The following is a 17,024-nucleotide window of genomic DNA, read 5'->3' on the forward strand; positions in this document are numbered from 1 at the left end:
ATTAGGGCAAATGAAGATGTGCCGGCCGGTGGTCGGGCGGTGGATCAGGAGGAGATCGGGTGTTGCGGATGGCCTCTTCGCGGGCAAGCCCGCTCCCACATGGATCTGTGTCGTACACAGTATTTGTGTAGATGAAGATCAACTGTGGAGCGGGCTTGCCCGCGAAGGCGTATTTGCAGGCGCAAAAAGAACTTACTGCTTCCAGCGATCCGCCGCCGCATGATCACTGTCACGCCCTTCTACCCAACGCGCCCCGTCACGGGTGTTTTCTTTCTTCCAGAACGGTGCGCGGGTTTTCAGGTAGTCCATGACAAAGGCGCAGGCATCGAACGCGGCCTGGCGGTGAGCGCTGGCGGCGCCAACGAAGACGATCGGCTCACCCGGTTCCAGGGCGCCGATGCGATGCAGCACTTCAAGCTTGAGCAGTGGCCAGCGCTGCTCAGCCTCTGCGGCGATCTTGGCGAGGGCCTTTTCGGTCATGCCCGGGTAGTGTTCCAGGAACATCCCGGCGACGTCGAGCCCGTCATTGAAGTCGCGAACATAGCCAACAAAACTCACCACCGCACCGACGCCCACATTGGCGGCGTGCATGGCATTGACTTCAGCACCCGGATCGAACGCCGTGGACTGCACGCGAATCGCCATGGCTCAGCCTCCGGTCACGGTCGGAAAAAAGGCCACTTCATCGCCATCGCTCACCGGATCATCGAGCTGGCACAGGTCCTCATTGCGGGCACACATCAGGTTCTGTTCGCTCAGCACGTCGGCGCCATCGCGAAGGGCCAACAGGGCACGCACATCGTCGACCGTGGCGAAATCACCTTCAACCTTCACCGAGTCCACGCCGAGCGCTTCACGGTAACGGGCAAAAAACTTTACGGTGACGTTCATGCCTGGTCCGCCTGAAAATGGCCGCTCTTGCCACCGAGTTTCTCCAGCAACCGCACGCTCTCGATGGTCATGCCGCGATCCACGGCCTTGCACATGTCATAGATAGTCAGCGCCGCGACGCTGGCGGCGGTCAGGGCTTCCATTTCGACACCGGTCTGCCCGGACAACTTGCAGCGCGCGACGATGCGTACGGTGTCATCGCCTTCGGCAGTGAGCTCGACCTTGACGCCGGTGAGCATCAGCGGATGGCACAGAGGGATCAGATCGCTGGTTTTCTTCGCCGCCTGAATGCCGGCAATACGCGCCACGGCGAACACATCACCCTTGGGGTGACCGCCGCTGACGATCATCTGCAGGGTTTCGGGCAACATGCGCACCAGCGCTTGGGCCGTTGCTTCACGGAACGTCACGGCTTTTTCAGTGACGTCGACCATATTGGCGCGACCTTGGGAATCGAGATGAGTTAGCACAGGGATACTCCTGATCAGGAGCACCGATTGTAAACCTGTGGGTCAAATTTCGGCCATAAAAAACCGGGCGGCCTGTGCAGGCCGCCCGGTTCTGTTGAGGCGATTACAAATGCGATTCGGCGTATTCGGCCAGAATCGAACGTGGCACCCCTTGCAGGGTGATGTGCACACCGTTGGGGAAATCCTTGAAGCGCTCTGTCAGGTACGTCAGCCCGGAACTGGTCGCGGACAGGTAAGGCGTGTCGATCTGTGCCAGGTTGCCCAGGCACACCACTTTGGAACCGGCGCCAGCACGGGTGATGATGGTTTTCATCTGGTGCGGCGTGAGCTTCTGGCATTCGTCGATCGGGATTCTTCTCCTCTTCTTGGCCAATATTTTTCTGGTATTGGTTGAACTCCCAACGAGGCCATTACGTAACTAAATGCTACCAATTAAGACCTTCTCAGAATACATCGGAGCAAGTGCGGTTGAAGTGTATATCCGCAATAAGCTGATTACCTTAAAAAAATTGCTTTAAGTAGGAGTTTGGCGTAGGACGTTTAAACCCACCAAACACGAACCCTCCTACAAGTCGCGTTATTGACTACCAATTACAAGGCGAATAGCTTCGCAAATGAAGTCAAATGACTTCAACCCAAAAAAACTAAGAGGTTCTTATTATGCGCAAAGCAAATCTGCAAACTCGACTAACTGCTCTTTCCAACAACGCTTACAACATTCTAATTACGCCTGCGAAACTGAAATCAAAACTGGTCAATTAATTTCGGCCAATGCCGAGGGAGCCACCACACTCTCTCGGCACAACTTTCGCGGAGAATGTGAAGATGAGTGAGTTTAAAGTCAATGAAAACCTAACAATCACCTTAAACGAAGGAATCTTCGGATTATGGAACCTGGAAACAGGTGAACAGTACGAAATATTCGATCGACGTTATTTTGACAGAATTTTCGAGCTAAACGAATCAATTGGTATGCCGTACACATCAAAACCCGAGGATGGAATACTGATTGAAGCAGGAATATTACTAATTGGCGAAAAAGCCGAGCAACATCAAAAAATACAAAAATCAAATGGTCCTTGGGGTTGGGACCTTGTTTCAAAAATATTTCATCTAGGAAGCAAGCATAATTTTCCGAACGACTTAGCAAACACAGAAGAAAATAAAGAGACAGGCTATGTGAGCTTTTGCGAAAGCATCGCCGAAAGCGCCCCAAATCTTGATATTGAGCGCGAAGGAGAATTAGTAAAACTCCCCCCTTGGAACAGCAACGTAATCGATTCTTATAGCTTGAAAAAAGCGTTATGGGAGAGGATTACAAGTCGAAATTTCAATGGGGAGCCTGTTCCGCTGGAAATTGTATCTAACATACTTTTCACTACATTCGGAAAAGTCCACGGTGACTCGCATAAAAAAAATCTCGCAGAGCGCGGCGTTTTGACCGTTGGTTATCGTAGATCTTCACCCAGTGCAGGGTGTTTACAAGCAACCGAGGCCTACTTGGTTGCTTTAAATATTAGCAACCTAGAGCGCGGCATCTATCACTATAGGTCCCACCAACATGTGTTAACAAAATTGGACAGTGGAATAAACGCCGACCTATCACAAATTTTATGTCATCAAAGCTTCGCAGTGGACGCGGGTTTCCTGATAGTAATGAGTTCGCGCTTTGATAAACTTTGGTGGAAATACCCGCACTCACGCGCCTACCGATCGGCTTTAATGGATGTTGGACATTTATCTCAGACATTTAACCTCGTAGCCACCGCTCATAATCTTAACACTTGGTTAACCGGATACTTTATAGATGACTTACTGAATAAACTTATAAAGATCGATGGATTCAAAGAGCATTCATTGTTTGTTTTAGCAGGAGGACATGGCTTGCAAGACCCTCTTAGTCCTGGTGTCGTAAAACTGTTGAAGGCAACAACATAAACAAAATTATCATTAGGTGCTCACATGCACGATGACACATTGAAAAAAGAAGAATACTCCGAAAAAACCAGAAGAATGGCGGATTCCAGCTTCAAGAACAACGATCTTCAAGAAGCGGCACGGCTATACGAACTAAGTATAAAAAACAATTCAAACAACGTAAAAGCACTGAATAATTTGGCAGCTTTATCCGAGGAACTGGGCGACAATAAGAAAGCAGAGCGCCTTTACAAGTTGGCTTGCAACCTACCGGAACCTTCAGCAGCGGACAAACTTAAATTTCATCAAAACCTTGCATCAGTTCAGGAAAAAAATGGGAAAATCAATGCAGCAATCTGGACATACCAATCAGCCACAAAAATAGAAGGCTTCACAAAAAGCACCATTGCGTTTAACTATCTTGACCTACTTCAGTCGATCCACCTTACCTCATTTGATGCCGCAACATTCGCCAGCCTAGCGGCACTTTTTAATACCGAAGGAATAGATAATGATGCACTAGCCAGAGTTTATTTTTCACAATTAGCACTAAAACCTACAAAGAGTACACATACACAGGAAGACTACCCCGCACTTGTGCTGGACATTATCGAATCAGATCAGATTGCACTAAACCTCCTGAGCAACAACCTAATTTCGAACCACACCATAGAGAAAGCCATTATAACAATAAGACAGAAATTCATAGCATCCATACTCAGCAACAACTACAACAAAACACACCAAGCGTTCCTTACCGCCTTAAAAAAGCAATGCAAGCTAAATGACTTCATTTACCTAGCCGATAAAAAAGAACTGTCTAACGTTGAAAAACTAAAATCAAAAAATCTAAAAGAGTCATCAGCAATAAAAACTGACGCTCGATTAATATTGGAGTCTTACTCAGAAGAGGAAATCATAAACTCATTAAAAAGCCCATACCAATTAGACGGCCAGACCCCCACAAAACAAAAAAAAGAAATCACACCGCCCGCTCTCTTGAAAAGCAAAACGCTTATCCAGGATTTTTATGAATCAAATCCGTACCCAACATGGACATCCAAGCCAAAACATTCCGAATCGACACTTGATCAACTTTTCAAGACACTCAACTTAAAGCAAGCACCTCCAAACAACAACATATTAGTTGCAGGATGCGGAACAGGACGACACGCAATTCAAATTGCCTTAACTTACCCACACGCAAAAATTATAGGACTGGATGTTAGTCAGGCAAGCTTGCAATATGCCAAGACCAAGAGAGACGAATATAAAATTCAAAATCTTGAATTCATCCGCGGAGATCTAAACAACATTCTCTCTTTAAATATGGGGTTTAGCCTTATTGAGTGCATTGGGGTTTTGCATCACTTACAAAATCCTTTGAAAGGATGCCAAGCGATTCTTTCCGCCCTCGAAGATGGTGGCATTGCAAAAATAGGGCTGTATAGCGCATACGCTCGAACTCCTATAGCAGACTTGACTAACCTTGCGTCTGAAAACGAAATCCCCTATACACCAAGCAATTTAGAAAAAATACGAAACCTGGCAGTTCAAAACTACAATTACAAAAGAACAAATGAAATAGTTAACTCACAAGACTTCTTCAGTAGAAGTGGGTGTATGGATTTACTTTTCAACCCACTAGAAAAAGCGTTCACAACCCGAGACATTCACTCACTTGCAAGAACTTTAAATTGTGAGTTCGCAGGTTTTGAAAATGGAGGGCAAAGAAAATCTCCTGCGGTTAGAAAGTTCAACGATAGTTCGAACATGGATTCTCTTTTTTACGCTTGGGAGTTGTTCGAAAACTTCAACCCAAACTTTTTCAGCGAAATGTACCTATTTTGGTTAAAACCCATAAGGAAATAGCGATGAAAATACTAGGTATTAATACTGGTCATGACGGCCACGTATGTCTAATTGAAAATGGAAAATTAGTTTTCAGTTATGAATCGGAAAAGAATGGCGGCAATAGGTACGCCCCTCTTTCCCTGAGCTCAGCAATAATTCACGCAGTTCAAAACATAGAAGATCTGGACGCAATCGCTGTAAGCGGATGGGCTGAAGGTATAGACCCCAGAAATCATCCAACTGAAGGCGGTTACCTTGGCCTTAACATCGAACAAACTACCTGCAATTTCGGGGGGGAAAATATAGCGTGGATTAACTGTAGCCATGAAATATCCCACATACTCGCCTCTTACGCGCTATCCCCCTATGCGGACAAAACATCTTGCTATGTATTACTTTGGGAAGGTTTTATAGGCAACTTTTATAAAATCAACCCAGACATGACGATTCAAACTATAGGCAATATTATGCAAGGACCAGGTCTTCGATATGCATTTGCCTATGGTTTGGCAGATCCAACTTTCAATCTAAAAAAAGGTTATTGTAGGCTTGGTGACGCGGGAAAAATGATGGCGCTGGCTGCATTTGGAAAAAACGGTAAGCCAGACGCATTCGAGTCAAAGGTTATTGACTACATAATAAACTGCGACTCAGCAATCGACACACTCAACAAACTCGACCTAAAGGATAGCGGCTATTACAATATAGGTGTAAACACAACGAAATTCTGCGACTTAGCTAGAAAACTATCAGACAAACTCTTTAACGAGTTCTATGACTTCATCAGTGCAAATATTACCGAAAAGCTTCCACTTTTAATAGCAGGCGGCTGTGGCTTGAACTGTGAATGGAACAAGAAATGGGAAATCTCCGAATTGTTCGAAGGAATTTTTGTTCCACCCTGCACAAATGATACCGGTGTCGGTATCGGGGCGTCTGCCATTGCGCAAAATTTATTAACTGGCAAATCCAAACTTGAATGGTCCGTTTATTCAGGACAACCTTTTATTTTCAATCACGCAAAGAAATTCTTATTTTCGTCAAGTCCATTGGTACTTGAACGCGTGTGCAAAGCGCTTCTTGCCGGAGAGATTATTTGTTGGGTTCAGGGAAATTGCGAAATAGGACCTAGGGCCCTGGGTAATAGATCAATAATAGCGGCACCATTTTCTGTGAACACCACTGAAAAACTAAACTCCATAAAAAAAAGAGAGCACTATCGTCCAGTAGCTCCTATCTGCATAGAGGAGGATGCTAAGCTTTACTTTGAGAACTGTACTCAAAGTAAATTCATGCTGTCGTTTTATCATGTAATTGACAAACGACTCAAAGCAATTACTCACATTGATGGAACAGCAAGAGTTCAAACCATCAGCCGTCAAGACAACATTAAAATGTATGAGCTATTGTTGGAATTCAAAAAGCAGGCAGGGGTCAGCGTTCTTTGTAACACCTCATTAAACTTTAAAGGAAAAGGATTTATAAACACACTTTCAGATCTTGAGTTATTTTGCTCAACCAATAATATATCCACATTTGTTGTAGATAACGTAATGTATAACACGAAGGAGATAGAACAGTGAGTTTCCCCCAGGTAAACGGGTACGGCTATTTATGTGGAGTACGATTTAGTAGCTCTGTAACACTTTGGGTAGACTTCATTTTAATTTTTACTGTACTTACATTTGCATATGACGCTTCGCCACAAACTTTGGGATATGCAGCGGCACTGTATGGATTACCAACACTTTTCTTGGGACCATTAATCGGTGCTTTAGCAGACCACAGTAGCCCAGTAAAATTTTTATTAATAAGCTTCACCTTTAGATTTATCATTGCCTGCCTTTTATTTGGAGCGAACTCTGAATCTATTTTCTTAACATTAGTCTGCCTTAAGGGAATGTCGAACCTTGGCTCTGGTGCGGCAGAAATAATCTTGACGAGAAAACTGCTTACAAATAAAGATCTGGTCAGTAATATTTCACTGTTCACGGTAATGGATCAATTTATTAAGGTCTGTTCACCTTTAATAGCGGGTGTTATTGCAAGCATGTCAGACAAGGCTTACGGCTTTTTTATTTCTGCACTTTTTTCACTGCTAGGGATATTTTGTGTGATTTTGCTTTCCATGAGTAACCGGCAGAAGAAGATACACGAACCTGAGAAACGATCCTTTGGGAGTTTAAAAGCCCTGCAAGTATTATTAAGCACCGGCCCATCCACACAACTATTTTTTATCTGTGCTTTGATCCAAACTGCCGTACTGGGATGCTATGATTCGCTACTCAGTCTACATATAAAAAACATAGGGCTCGATGCATACGCATTTGGAGTCATCGTTAGCTCTACCGCATTAGGTGGAATCATTGCGGGTCTGAGTTTCAAATTAGTTTACCCCCAAAGAATCTTCTTCTGCTCGACGCTCTCCCTATTTGCATTCGGTATAATGGTAGCGACGGCAGGGTTATTAACTGAACCAGGTAATCTGGCAACACTAGCAATACTCATACTACTGTTTTCCATTGCAGGTTACGCATATGGTCTGACATCTTTAGGGTTTGGCGTAACCCTTCAGAAATACTGTCCTTTATCTAGTTTAGGAACAGTATCAGCAACCACCCGTAGTTTAATGTTGATATTTATGATTAGCGGGCCAATTTTTGGAGCATGGCTATCAACATTCGTTTCAATCGGAGGCGTACTTGTTGTCTCTGGGGCTAGCGCAGTATTTTTTGGTGCGCTATTACACATAAAGTACCGCGATATTTTTTCTTCAGAGTCAATTCGCATCTCCAACGAATAGAATAGCACCCGAAATAACTCGCTCTAAATCCTACTGCCTTGGCCAAGGAAATATGGAGATGTGTAAATTTCATCTCAGAAAAGATAGACAAGGAATGCTTGAAGGACGTTAGGCGCACAATCAAGTTTAATACTAGATAAATGCGGTAGATAAAAACCGGGCGGCTTTTAGGCCGCCCGGTTTTTTGGTGAAGGTTACAAATGCGTTTCGGCGTATTCGGCCAGAATCGAACGTGGCACCCCTTGCAGGGTGATGTGCACACCGTTGGGGAAATCCTTGAAGCGCTCTGTCAGGTACGTCAGCCCGGAACTGGTCGCGGACAGGTAAGGCGTGTCGATCTGTGCCAGGTTGCCCAGGCACACCACTTTGGAGCCGGCGCCAGCACGGGTGATGATGGTTTTCATCTGGTGCGGCGTGAGGTTCTGGCATTCATCGATCAGGATCAGGCTCTGCTGGAAGCTGCGGCCTCGAATGTAGTTGAGGGATTTGAACTGCAACGGCACTTTGCTGAGGATGTAATCGACACTGCCATGTGTGTTTTCGTCATCCATGTGCAAGGCTTCGAGGTTGTCGGTGATGGCGCCCAGCCAAGGCTCCATTTTTTCCGCTTCGGTGCCCGGCAGGAAGCCGATCTCTTGGTCCAGGCCCTGCACGCTACGGGTAGCGATGATGCGCCGGTAGCGTTTGCTGACCATGGTCTGCTCGATCGCCGCCGCCAATGCGAGGATAGTTTTACCCGAACCGGCCGCACCGGTCAGGTTGACCAGGTGAATATCCGGATCAAGCAGGGCGTACAGCGCCAGGCTCTGATAGATATCACGCGGTTTCAGGCCCCAGGCTTCCTGGTGCAACAGGGGCTCCTGATGCAGGTCGAGAATCAGCAATTTGTCGCTCTGGATTTCCTTGATCCAGCCGACAAAGCCCTGCTCGTCGATGATGAACTCGTTGATGTGCACCGCTGGCAAATTGTCTATCAACTGCACTTGGTGCCAGGTGCGGCCGTGGTCCTGACGGGTGTCGACATTCCTCACGCGGTCCCAGAAGGAACCGGTCATGTTGTGATAACCGTTGGGCAGCAGCGAAACGTCGTCAACCAGTTGGTCGGTGCTGTAGTCCTCGGCCGCGATCCCGCACGCCCGGGCCTTGAGGCGCATGTTGATGTCTTTGGTGACCAGCACGACAGGCAGCTTGGGCTCGCGCGCGTGCAGGTCGATCAGCTGGTTGATGATGATGTTGTCGTTCAGGTGTTCGGGAAGAATGATGTTCGGTTCGGCACGCTTGCTCATCAGAATTGACAGCAAACCCTTGGGCCCACTTTTGCCACGCTGGATCGGCACACCGAGCTCGACGTCTTCAGGACTGGCATCGCCCAAGGTCTTGTCGATCAGGCGAATCGCCTGACGGCATTCTGCAGCCACGCTGTGATGCCCGCTCTTGAGCTTGTCCAGCTCCTCAAGCACGGTCATAGGGATCGCGACGTGGTGTTCTTCGAAGTTAAGCAGGGCGTTTGGATCGTGAATCAATACGTTGGTATCGAGTACATAAAGGATTGGCTGGTTGGAGGAAGAACTACGTCCGTGATCATCCATACTCGGTCACCTTTGTGGGAGCCAGTCGACGCAATACCGTTACAGTGCTGCGCCTCGAAGTTGCCACCGAAATCACCTGCGGGGACTCAAGTGATGAACTGCAAACAACTGGGTCTTGGAAGACGCCACCTGTGTTGCAGGTTTCGGCGGTCTGTCTTCGTAATACTCCAAAACCCATGACAGAAAAAAGTACTTTGACGTTTTTTTGAAGTTTATTTTTCACAGTGACGAATAGCCCTTGGCGTGCAGGCAATGTGCCGTTAAAGTCGGAAGTCCGCCTGCACCGAATCCTCTTCAAAAAACGCCATTTCCCCAATGTTTACGGGCTTTCGTCGTTCTCAGCGAAACGCATCCTGACAGTCTTCCCAACCGATCCCGCTTGGCGCCGTTTGTGTAATGAGCCAAGGCATCGCCGTTTTCACTGCATTCTGCTTCACGTTGAAGTTGATCACCCCGTGCCGCCACAACAGCATCAGGGTCAACACCCGTTGCGCGCTCTGATTGCCCTTTAGCTTGCCGGCACCGTCCTGGGCATCGATGTCCCACAATGCCACCTGCAAACCCTGAGCCTTGAAGAAGCCTTCAGCATCAGAACGACGCTGACCATCGGGCGGCCGAAACAATGGCACGTAGTTCTCGGGCAGTTTGCTTTTAACCAGCTCGACACTGCGTCGCACTGAATCCTGCCAGTCTTGCCAGTGGCTATGGGAGCGGAACTCCCAGCCTTGCACGCCGATGCAGTGCTTTGAGTAAGTCGCTTGCAGGCTGGCCACCGACCGATCGGCCAGACGGGCCTGGATGTCTTTGCCGAGGACGAAGAACGTGCCACTCATGTTCGACTTGCGCAGGTATTCCGTGGCCCAGGCGGTGTTATCCGGCGTGGCATTGGCGGCGCTGTCGAAAGTCAGCAAAAACAGCCGGTCATGCATCGCATCGCCATTGCGTTCATAGTCGCCAAAACGATCAACTTCACTGCTGGTTTGCGGCAACAGCGCCGCCTTGCGCAATTGCTCGTCCAGGTACTGGGCATGAAACAACCGGCTCGGCTCGGCCCACTTTATGTAGTAGCTCTCATCGCTGACCTGAAACTTGGCGGCTTGCTGGCGCAGGGTGTCCATGTCTTCGATCAGGAAACAGAAGGAGGCATCCTGGTCGCAGCTCCGCTGGGCGAAGTTGTAGTTGGCCAGCAGGCGCTGCCACATGCGCTGGCGCAGGTTGTTGATCGATTCCAGATTGACCGTGCGCAACCCCAGGCGCTGGGCCAGGCTCACTTCATCGAGGGATTCGCTGGCCAGCAGCACACGGGCGAACATCAGGATCTCGGCCCGTGACGCAACGTCAAACAGGGTCGGGCTGCTGAGCTGTTCGGGCCACGTGCTGCGATCAAGCGTTGCCACATCACCCGGACCGGCCAGGGCACCGAAGCTCAAGAGCCAGGCCGTGATTAGAAAAACGATACGCAATGGGATGTCTCCATAACAAAACCCGCGCGGCACTATATCGCGGGTAGATCAAAAGATCGCAGCCTCGCTTCGCTCGACAGCTCCTACAGATGTACGCGCACCGTAGGAGTTGTCGAGCGAAGCGAGGCTGCGATCTTGTTCCATGAGACCACCGATCACCTATGACACCCATAGCTGGAGTCAACACGGACAACCCCCTAGAATCGCCCCCACGATTAAAGGAGACGACTTCATGCTGATGGTGATTTCCCCCGCCAAGACCCTCGATTACGAAACACCGCCGGCGACCCAGCGCTTCACCCAGCCGCAATACCTCGACCATTCCCAAGAGCTGATCCTGCAGCTGCGCGAGCTGGCCCCTGCGCAGATCAGCGAGTTGATGCACGTCTCCGACAAGATCGGCGGGCTCAACGCCGCGCGTTTCGGCAGCTGGACGCCGGCGTTCACCCCCGCCAACGCCAAACAGGCATTGCTCGCATTCAAGGGCGACGTCTACACCGGGTTGAATGCTCAAACCTTCAGCGAGGCCGATTTCGATTACGCCCAGCAACACTTGCGCATGTTGTCCGGCCTTTACGGCCTGCTGCGCCCACTCGACCTGATGCAGCCGTATCGACTGGAGATGGGGACCAAACTGGCGAATGCCCGTGGCAAGGACTTGTATGCCTTCTGGGGCACACGGATCAGCGAATGGCTCAACGAAGCCCTGGCCGATCAAGGCGATGACGTGCTGCTGAACCTGGCCTCCAACGAGTACTTCTCGGCGGTCAAACGCAACGCCCTGAACGCGCGCATCATCAATACCGAATTCAAGGACCTGAAGAACGGCCAGTACAAAATCATCAGCTTCTACGCGAAAAAGGCCCGCGGCATGATGAGTCGCTTCGTTATAGAAGAACGCATCAATGACCCGGCAGCCCTCAAGCAGTTCGATGTACAAGGCTATCGCTACAGCGCCGAGCAGTCTAAACCGGACAATCTGGTGTTCCTGCGCGATCACGCGCCGGAGTAAGCACCCAATCGGTGCGCGCCCCATTAACGGGTCGTGCGCCGACGTCCGATCGCCCAACAATTCCCCGCTCAATTCGCCACCTTACTGGCGTCAGAAAACAATCATTCGCTTTTCTAACTTTAGTTTCACTCGACATTGATAATTTTTTTCAGTAGTGGCACTTAATTTTTTTATCGGTAGTGGCACATAACTATCTAACCCGATAATAACCCTATGTATCAAGGGTCAAACAGCCGTTGCTATCAATATGAGAGCAGTGCCATCTTTTCCAATATTTCAAAAAATTTCAGCATTCGCGATGGGCGGACTGGAACTATGTCCAAATGCGTAGCTCATACCACCGGTAACCATTCTCTCGGCGCCTGTACGAGATAACTTACGCAGAGAAGAGATTCACGTAGCAAAGTTGTCACATTAACTTTTGCGAACGTGCCCCCTGATTTGGGCAACACATGAAGGACAGGAGATAATCATCAAAAATATCCCCTGCAAGGCGAAGGCAGCGCCCCTATAAACGTGCTCACCTGAGCACCGAACCGCTTGATTTACGGGCTTCTGGCCTGGCATTGAGCGCGCAAGACCTTTGCACGAATGTCTTCTGATTAGAAGATCAGCTGCATAACAGGGCAAGCCATAACAATAAAGCCTAGTTGCGCACATCTTGAGTGCACTTATTTAGTCACTCGGAACTTTGTATGCCTGCACGCGGCATTGTCGCGCCTTTAAGGCGCACTTCCGAGTGCACTTCGACCGCTGAACACCATTAACTCCGGCCATGTAATGGCTTGATAAACACAGAGGTAATTGCGATGCGCATCAGCATATTTGGTTTGGGTTACGTCGGCGCAGTATGTGCCGGTTGCCTGTCTGCACGGGGCCATGACGTCGTTGGCGTCGATGTTGCCAAAGACAAAATAGATATGATCAACGCCGGTAAATCGCCGATCGTTGAACCGGGTCTGGGCGAACTTCTGCAGAAGGGTATCGAGACGGGCCGCCTGCGCGGTACGACCGACTTCGCCGAGGCGATTCGCGCCACCGACCTGTCGATGATCTGCGTTGGCACGCCGAGCAAGAAGAACGGCGATCTGGAACTGAACTACATCGAAGCCGTGTGCCGCGAGATCGGTTTTGTCCTGCGTGACAAGACGACCCGCCACACCATCGTGGTTCGCAGCACCGTTCTGCCGGGCACTGTCGCAAACGTTGTCATCCCGATCCTCGAAGACTGCTCCGGCAAAAAAGCCGGCGTCGATTTCGGCGTAGCAGTGAACCCGGAGTTCCTGCGTGAAAGCACCGCGATCGCCGATTACGACCTGCCGCCAATGACCGTCATCGGCGAGTTCGACAAGGCGTCGGGCGACGTTCTGCAATCGCTGTACGAAGAGCTCGATGCTCCGATCATCCGCAAGGACATCGCAGTCGCCGAGATGATCAAGTACACCTGCAACGTGTGGCACGCCACCAAAGTGACCTTCGCCAACGAGATCGGCAACATCGCCAAGGCTGTCGGTGTCGATGGTCGTGAAGTGATGGAAGTGGTCTGCCAGGACAAGACGTTGAACCTGTCCCAGTACTACATGCGCCCTGGTTTCGCGTTCGGCGGTTCCTGCCTGCCGAAAGACGTTCGCGCCCTGACCTACCGCGCCGGTTCGCTGGACGTGGAAGCACCGCTGCTGAACTCGCTGATGCGCAGTAACGAGTCCCAGGTGCAGAACGCCTTCGACATCGTCACCAGCCACGGAAAACGTAAAGTCGCCCTGCTGGGTCTGAGCTTCAAGGCCGGTACTGACGACCTGCGCGAAAGCCCGCTGGTTGATCTGGCAGAAATGCTGATCGGCAAGGGCTACGACCTGAGCATCTACGACACCAACGTCGAATACGCCCGCGTTCACGGCGCGAACAAGGATTACATCGAGTCGAAGATCCCTCACGTCTCGTCCTTGCTCAACTCCGATTTTGACGACGTGATCAACAACTCTGACGTGATCATCCTCGGCAACCGTGACGAGAAGTTCCGCGCGCTGGCGCAAGAAGCTCCACACGGCAAGCAAGTAATCGACCTGGTCGGTTTCATGTCCCAAGCCACTAGCACAAGTGGTCGGACTGAAGGCATCTGCTGGTAATGCGGTCGTAGGAGCTGTCGAGTGAAACGAGGCTGCGATCTTTCCAGGTCCACTTGAGTTTCAAGCGAAAGATCAAAAGATCGCAGGCTTCGCCAGCTCCTACAGGATTTCTGGCGTCATCCAGACCGGGTGTCGCCAGTTTTCGTAAGCCTGCCTTAACCCCATCGGGCCACCCCACAGGCTCGCCCGAGATAGAGACGGATGCAGATTATGCACAGGCTAAAGCACGGCCTACTTCAGGTCGCCGGTTGGCTGTTTTACCTAAGTTTATTGATGGGCATCGCCATGGCGTTGCCTGCGTCCACGTTCGACGCCGAGTCGAAGGACTTCATCCTCCTGATCGGTATCGTCGGTATCTGGCGCTATTCGATGGGTGCCACGCACTTTCTGCGCGGCATGCTGTTTCTGTACGTGGTCTACCCGCACCTGCGGCGCAAAGTGCGCAAGCTGGGTAAAGCGGCAGACCCGTCCCATGTGTTCCTGATGGTCACCAGTTTTCGTATCGACGCGCTGACCACCGCCCAGGTTTACGCCTCGGTGATTCGCGAAGCGATCGACTGCGGCCTGCCGACCACCATGGTCTGCTCCATCGTGGAAATGTCCGATGAGAAGCTGGTGAAAAGCCTGTGGACCCGGATGAACCCACCGGCTCGCGTCAAGCTCGACTTCGTGCGCATTCCCGGCACTGGCAAGCGCGATGGCCTGGCCTACGGTTTCCGCGCCATCTCCCGCCACCTGCCGGACGACCGCGCAGTGGTTGCAGTGATCGATGGCGACACCGTGCTCGCCGAAGGCGTCGTGCTCAAGACCGTGCCGTGGTTCCAGCTGTTCGGCAATGTCGGCGGCCTGACCACCAACGAGTTCTGCGAAGTGCGCGGCGGCTACATCATGAGCGAGTGGCACAAACTGCGATTCGCCCAACGCCACATCAACATGTGCTCGATGGCCCTGTCCAAGCGCGTGCTGACCATGACCGGGCGGATGTCGGTATTTCGCGCCACCGTGGTGACCGACCCGGACTTCATCGCCGACGTGGAAAGCGACTCGCTGCAACACTGGCGCCTGGGCCGCTTCAAGTTCCTCACCGGTGATGACAAGTCGAGCTGGTTCAGCTTGATGCGCCTGGGCTACGACACGTTCTACGTGCCGGACGCCGCCATTCACACTGTGGAACACCCGCCGGAAAAAAGCTTCATCAAGGCCAGTCGCAAACTGATGTTCCGCTGGTACGGCAACAACTTGCGCCAGAACTCCCGCGCCCTGGGCCTGGGGATGAAACGCCTTGGCCTGTTCACGTCGGTGGTGCTGTTCGACCAGCGTGTATCGATGTGGACATCGCTGTTGGGCCTGACGGTCGCGATCCTCGCCACCGTCAAGTACGGCGCCGCGTTCATCCTGGTTTACCTGCTGTGGATCGGCATTACCCGCCTGATCCTGACCCTGCTGCTGTCCTGCTCCGGTCACAAGATCGGCCCGGCCTATCCGGCGATTCTCTATTACAACCAGATCGTCGGCGCGCTGGTGAAGATCTACGTGTTCTTCCGCCTCGACCAACAATCCTGGACTCGCCAGGACACCAAATTGACCCGTGATCTCGCCAGCTTTCAACGTTGGTTCAACACTTGGTCGTCTCGGACCATGACCTTCTCCGCCGGCAGCATTTTTGTTGCTGTGCTGCTGATGATGGTCTGACCGAACTCGCCTGAATTAACTAGGAAATCGTCCATATGAATACCGCCGTCAACGCCAACGTAGTGCATGAATCAGAAGCCCAGCGCCAGCACGCCCGAGTGAAAATCCCGGCCAAGCTGCGCTTCTACGGTCCTGACCGGACCCCGGTAGAAGCTCGGGTCCTCGACCTCTCCGCTGGCGGCCTGGCCTTCAACGCCGGTCAGCTGCCACTGAAGATCGGCGACAAGTACAAGGCCCGCCTGCAGTTCGTCATCGATAACCTCGGCCTGGCCATGGACGTCGAGCTACTGGTCCGCTCCCACGAGCGCGAAACCGGCCGTACCGGTTGCGAGTTCCAGAACCTCGAACCTCAGGACATTTCCACCCTGCGCCACCTGATCACCTCGCACCTGGCCGGCGACATCGTCAGCATGGGTGAAGTGCTGGCAACCCTGCAGCGCGACAACTTCACCAAGGCGCGCAAGGTCAAGGATGGCGGCCACGGCATGACCGCTTTCGGTCGTCTGCGTGCAGTGACCTTCAGCTTCGCGATTTTCCTCGTCGGTCTGACGGCATTCGGCTTCATTTTCAAGTCGGTGTACGGCATGTACTTCGTAAGCCACGCCCAGGCCGGCCTGGTCAGCGTGGCGGGCATGAACATCACCATGCCGCGCGACGGCACTGTGCAGAGCCTGGTGAAAACCGACGGCGTTGCGGCCAAGGGCGCACCGTTGGCGACGTTCAGCACCAGCATGCTCGACGTACTCAAGGGCCATCTGGACGATAACCAACTGCAACCGGCCAAGGTTGAAGAGCTGTTCGGCAAACAAATGACCGGCACCCTGACGTCGCCGTGCGATTGCACCGTGTCGCAGCAAATGGTCGCCAACGGCCAGTACGCCAACAAGGGCGACGTGATCTTCCAACTGGTGCCGCGTAACAGTGAAGCCAACGTTGAAGCGCGCTTTTCCTATCGCCAGTTCGGCGATGTGCTTCCAGGCAGCACCGTCAGCTTCCAGATCGCCGGCGAAGACAAAACCCGCAGCGGCACGATCGTCAGCAGCACCAGCCTGAAAAGCGCCGACCTGTCGTCCGACATCCGCGTGCTGATCAAGCCTGACGAGCCGCTGGACAGCAAATTCGCCGGTCGTCCGGTTGAAGTGAACAGCACCCGTGGTCCGAACCTTAACTGGCTGATCGATAAAGCCATGGCCGCCGGTCGTTAATA

13 protein-coding genes and 1 pseudogene are annotated in these 17,024 nt (G+C 51.4%); 8 read left to right on the top strand and 6 right to left on the bottom strand.

What is annotated here, in order from left to right; all coding sequences use genetic code 11:
• Positions 1 to 192: 192 nt before the first annotated feature.
• The 4 genes and pseudogenes from moaE to ACYZTX_RS25430 all read right to left on the bottom strand — a co-directional run.
• Positions 193 to 645 (bottom strand): molybdopterin synthase catalytic subunit MoaE, encoded by a 453-nt coding sequence (gene moaE, locus ACYZTX_RS25415; protein ID WP_462036345.1) that lies wholly within the window; start codon positions 643 to 645, stop codon positions 193 to 195.
• A 3-nt stretch (positions 646 to 648) separates the two neighbouring features.
• Positions 649 to 891: a MoaD/ThiS family protein gene (locus tag ACYZTX_RS25420; RefSeq protein ID WP_462036347.1), complete on the bottom strand. Its 243-nt coding sequence runs from the start codon at positions 889 to 891 to the stop codon at positions 649 to 651.
• Positions 888 to 1,361, bottom strand: a complete 474-nt coding sequence (gene moaC, locus ACYZTX_RS25425; RefSeq protein WP_462036348.1) for a cyclic pyranopterin monophosphate synthase MoaC — start codon at positions 1,359 to 1,361, stop codon at positions 888 to 890. Before moaC ends, ACYZTX_RS25420 begins: the two co-directional genes overlap by 4 nt.
• 103 nt (positions 1,362 to 1,464) lie before the next feature.
• Positions 1,465 to 1,713, bottom strand: a pseudogene (locus tag ACYZTX_RS25430) (PhoH family protein); the annotation flags it as partial.
• 473 nt (positions 1,714 to 2,186) lie between these two features.
• Here ACYZTX_RS25430 and ACYZTX_RS25435 point away from each other — a divergent pair.
• The 4 genes from ACYZTX_RS25435 to ACYZTX_RS25450 are packed head-to-tail and all read left to right on the top strand — an operon-like array spanning position 2,187 to position 7,935.
• Positions 2,187 to 3,299 (top strand): SagB/ThcOx family dehydrogenase, encoded by a 1,113-nt coding sequence (locus ACYZTX_RS25435; RefSeq protein ID WP_462036349.1) that lies wholly within the window; start codon positions 2,187 to 2,189, stop codon positions 3,297 to 3,299.
• Positions 3,300 to 3,323: 24 nt separating this feature from the next.
• A complete protein-coding gene (locus ACYZTX_RS25440) occupies positions 3,324 to 5,150 on the top strand; it encodes a class I SAM-dependent methyltransferase (RefSeq protein WP_462036350.1) in 1,827 nt (608 codons plus the stop codon).
• Positions 5,151 to 5,152: 2 nt separating this feature from the next.
• Positions 5,153 to 6,715 (top strand): carbamoyltransferase C-terminal domain-containing protein, encoded by a 1,563-nt coding sequence (locus ACYZTX_RS25445; protein WP_462036351.1) that lies wholly within the window; start codon positions 5,153 to 5,155, stop codon positions 6,713 to 6,715.
• Positions 6,712 to 7,935, top strand: a complete 1,224-nt coding sequence (locus ACYZTX_RS25450; protein ID WP_282375217.1) for an MFS transporter — start codon at positions 6,712 to 6,714, stop codon at positions 7,933 to 7,935. The genes ACYZTX_RS25445 and ACYZTX_RS25450 overlap by 4 nt, the downstream gene beginning before the upstream one ends.
• Before the next feature lie 194 nt (positions 7,936 to 8,129).
• Here ACYZTX_RS25450 and ACYZTX_RS25455 read toward each other — a convergent pair whose 3' ends face one another.
• The gene (locus ACYZTX_RS25455; RefSeq protein WP_462036352.1) at positions 8,130 to 9,524 is read right to left on the bottom strand and encodes a PhoH family protein; all 1,395 of its coding nucleotides are present in this window, start codon (positions 9,522 to 9,524) and stop codon (positions 8,130 to 8,132) included.
• 338 nt (positions 9,525 to 9,862) lie between these two features.
• Positions 9,863 to 10,987, bottom strand: a complete 1,125-nt coding sequence (locus ACYZTX_RS25460) for a polysaccharide deacetylase family protein (RefSeq protein WP_462036353.1) — start codon at positions 10,985 to 10,987, stop codon at positions 9,863 to 9,865.
• A gap of 232 nt (positions 10,988 to 11,219) precedes the next feature.
• On the opposite strand from ACYZTX_RS25460, the gene yaaA reads away from it, so the two are divergent.
• The 4 genes from yaaA to ACYZTX_RS25480 all read left to right on the top strand — a co-directional run bounded on the left by yaaA (position 11,220) and on the right by ACYZTX_RS25480 (position 17,022).
• Entirely contained in the window at positions 11,220 to 11,999 is a 780-nt protein-coding gene (gene yaaA, locus ACYZTX_RS25465) for a peroxide stress protein YaaA (protein WP_462036354.1), read from the top strand.
• An 809-nt stretch (positions 12,000 to 12,808) separates the two neighbouring features.
• Entirely contained in the window at positions 12,809 to 14,125 is a 1,317-nt protein-coding gene (locus tag ACYZTX_RS25470; protein ID WP_462036355.1) for a nucleotide sugar dehydrogenase, read from the top strand.
• Positions 14,126 to 14,335: 210 nt separating this feature from the next.
• On the top strand, positions 14,336 to 15,817 hold the full coding sequence (gene alg8, locus ACYZTX_RS25475) for a mannuronan synthase (protein ID WP_462036356.1): 1,482 nt from the start codon (positions 14,336 to 14,338) through the stop codon (positions 15,815 to 15,817).
• A gap of 35 nt (positions 15,818 to 15,852) precedes the next feature.
• Complete coding sequence (locus ACYZTX_RS25480; protein ID WP_462036357.1) at positions 15,853 to 17,022, top strand: PilZ domain-containing protein; 1,170 nt, start codon at positions 15,853 to 15,855, stop codon at positions 17,020 to 17,022.
• The last annotated feature ends 2 nt before the right edge of the window (positions 17,023 to 17,024 follow it).

The organism is Pseudomonas sp. MDT1-17 (assembly GCF_054898105.1).

What these genes read in the sequence shown, in the direction of transcription:
- moaE (WP_462036345.1), bottom strand. Translation starts at nt 645, where the DNA reads ATGGCGATTCGCGTGCAGTCCACGGCGTTCGATCCGGGTGCTGAAGTC.
- ACYZTX_RS25420 (WP_462036347.1), bottom strand. Translation starts at nt 891, where the DNA reads ATGAACGTCACCGTAAAGTTTTTTGCCCGTTACCGTGAAGCGCTCGGC.
- ACYZTX_RS25435 (WP_462036349.1), top strand. Translation starts at nt 2,187, where the DNA reads ATGAGTGAGTTTAAAGTCAATGAAAACCTAACAATCACCTTAAACGAA.
- ACYZTX_RS25440 (WP_462036350.1), top strand. Translation starts at nt 3,324, where the DNA reads ATGCACGATGACACATTGAAAAAAGAAGAATACTCCGAAAAAACCAGA.
- ACYZTX_RS25445 (WP_462036351.1), top strand. Translation starts at nt 5,153, where the DNA reads ATGAAAATACTAGGTATTAATACTGGTCATGACGGCCACGTATGTCTA.
- ACYZTX_RS25455 (WP_462036352.1), bottom strand. Translation starts at nt 9,524, where the DNA reads ATGGATGATCACGGACGTAGTTCTTCCTCCAACCAGCCAATCCTTTAT.
- yaaA (WP_462036354.1), top strand. Translation starts at nt 11,220, where the DNA reads ATGCTGATGGTGATTTCCCCCGCCAAGACCCTCGATTACGAAACACCG.
- ACYZTX_RS25470 (WP_462036355.1), top strand. Translation starts at nt 12,809, where the DNA reads ATGCGCATCAGCATATTTGGTTTGGGTTACGTCGGCGCAGTATGTGCC.
- alg8 (WP_462036356.1), top strand. Translation starts at nt 14,336, where the DNA reads ATGCACAGGCTAAAGCACGGCCTACTTCAGGTCGCCGGTTGGCTGTTT.
- ACYZTX_RS25480 (WP_462036357.1), top strand. Translation starts at nt 15,853, where the DNA reads ATGAATACCGCCGTCAACGCCAACGTAGTGCATGAATCAGAAGCCCAG.